The 1,027-nt window shown below is 48.2% G+C and carries 1 pseudogene; it reads left to right on the top strand.

Features of this window, described 5'->3' with window-relative positions:
- Positions 1–331: 331 nt before the first annotated feature.
- Positions 332–781: pseudogene (locus AC1DUO_RS25360) on the top strand (integrase core domain-containing protein); the annotation flags it as partial.
- Positions 782–1,027 lie beyond the last annotated feature (246 nt).

Genomic DNA, 1,027 nt, shown 5'->3' with positions numbered 1-1,027 from the left:
ATAGTGGTTAACACGCTTAATATATTGGATGTTTTACTTATTCCAGTGGGTGGCAATACGGGTTAAACCCTTACAGGGCAAGGCCTGTAGCTGGGCTGGGATCTCTTTTGATCTATTAGATGATMTATATAGGATCTTATTATTGGATCTGGGCGGTGGAAAAGTGGATAAGTCACTTAAAAATTACATTCAAGGCTGGTATGTGGTGATGTGACGGACGCCCCTCACTCTGTGTAAGTCTTACCATACTTTTGCTGACTGCATTAAGAAGGGGTCAGGGTCAATCGTGTCGGAATTCTGTTTCTGAATGGGACAGGATTTGGGGGTAAAGTCAGGACGCCGGATCCGTGCCCTGACTGTAGTGGATAATTTTAGTCGTGAATGCGTGGCGATCGAGGTAGGCCAGGGGCTTCGCGGTGACGATGTGGTCGCCGTGATGGAACGGATCAGGCAGACACAGCAGCGTGTACCACAGTGGCTACAGACGGACAACGGGAGCGAATTTATCTCAAAAACGCTGGATCGCTAGGCGTATGAAAACAGGGTAACGATGGACTTCTCCCGCCCCGGGAAGCCCACAGATAACGCCCTGGTTGAGTCATTTAACGSCAGCCTGCGTGATGAATGTCTGAACGTGCACTGGTTCCTGTCACTGGAAGATGCTCAGGAGAAGATYGAGCACTGGCGGCAGGAATATAACCAGTACCGGCCACATTCCTCGTTAAATAATCAGACTCCGGAAGAATTTATCCGAAGCCTGCAAACATGCCCGGATCTCTGATTTATCCTGGCACCGATATTGGGAAGGGATCAAGAAACCGGAAATCTCAAAAAGTGCCTGGAACTAAAGCTGGGATACTTACAAAGAAACGGTGAACTGTCGCGGAATTTATTGCGCGGCCGCGAGGCGTTGGCCAAGCCGCCAGCACGACAGAAACCGGCGGGCTACGCTATCGGATAACTAAGATCATTCTTAATAATTTATTTCATTTTTAAGATATCTGCTGTTAATTTGACAGCAGGAAAG

Source organism: Rahnella sp. P4_A8 (genome assembly GCF_056402435.1).
The sequence above is the reverse complement of the archived record's forward strand: the minus strand, read 5'-3'. Positions and strand labels throughout refer to the sequence as shown.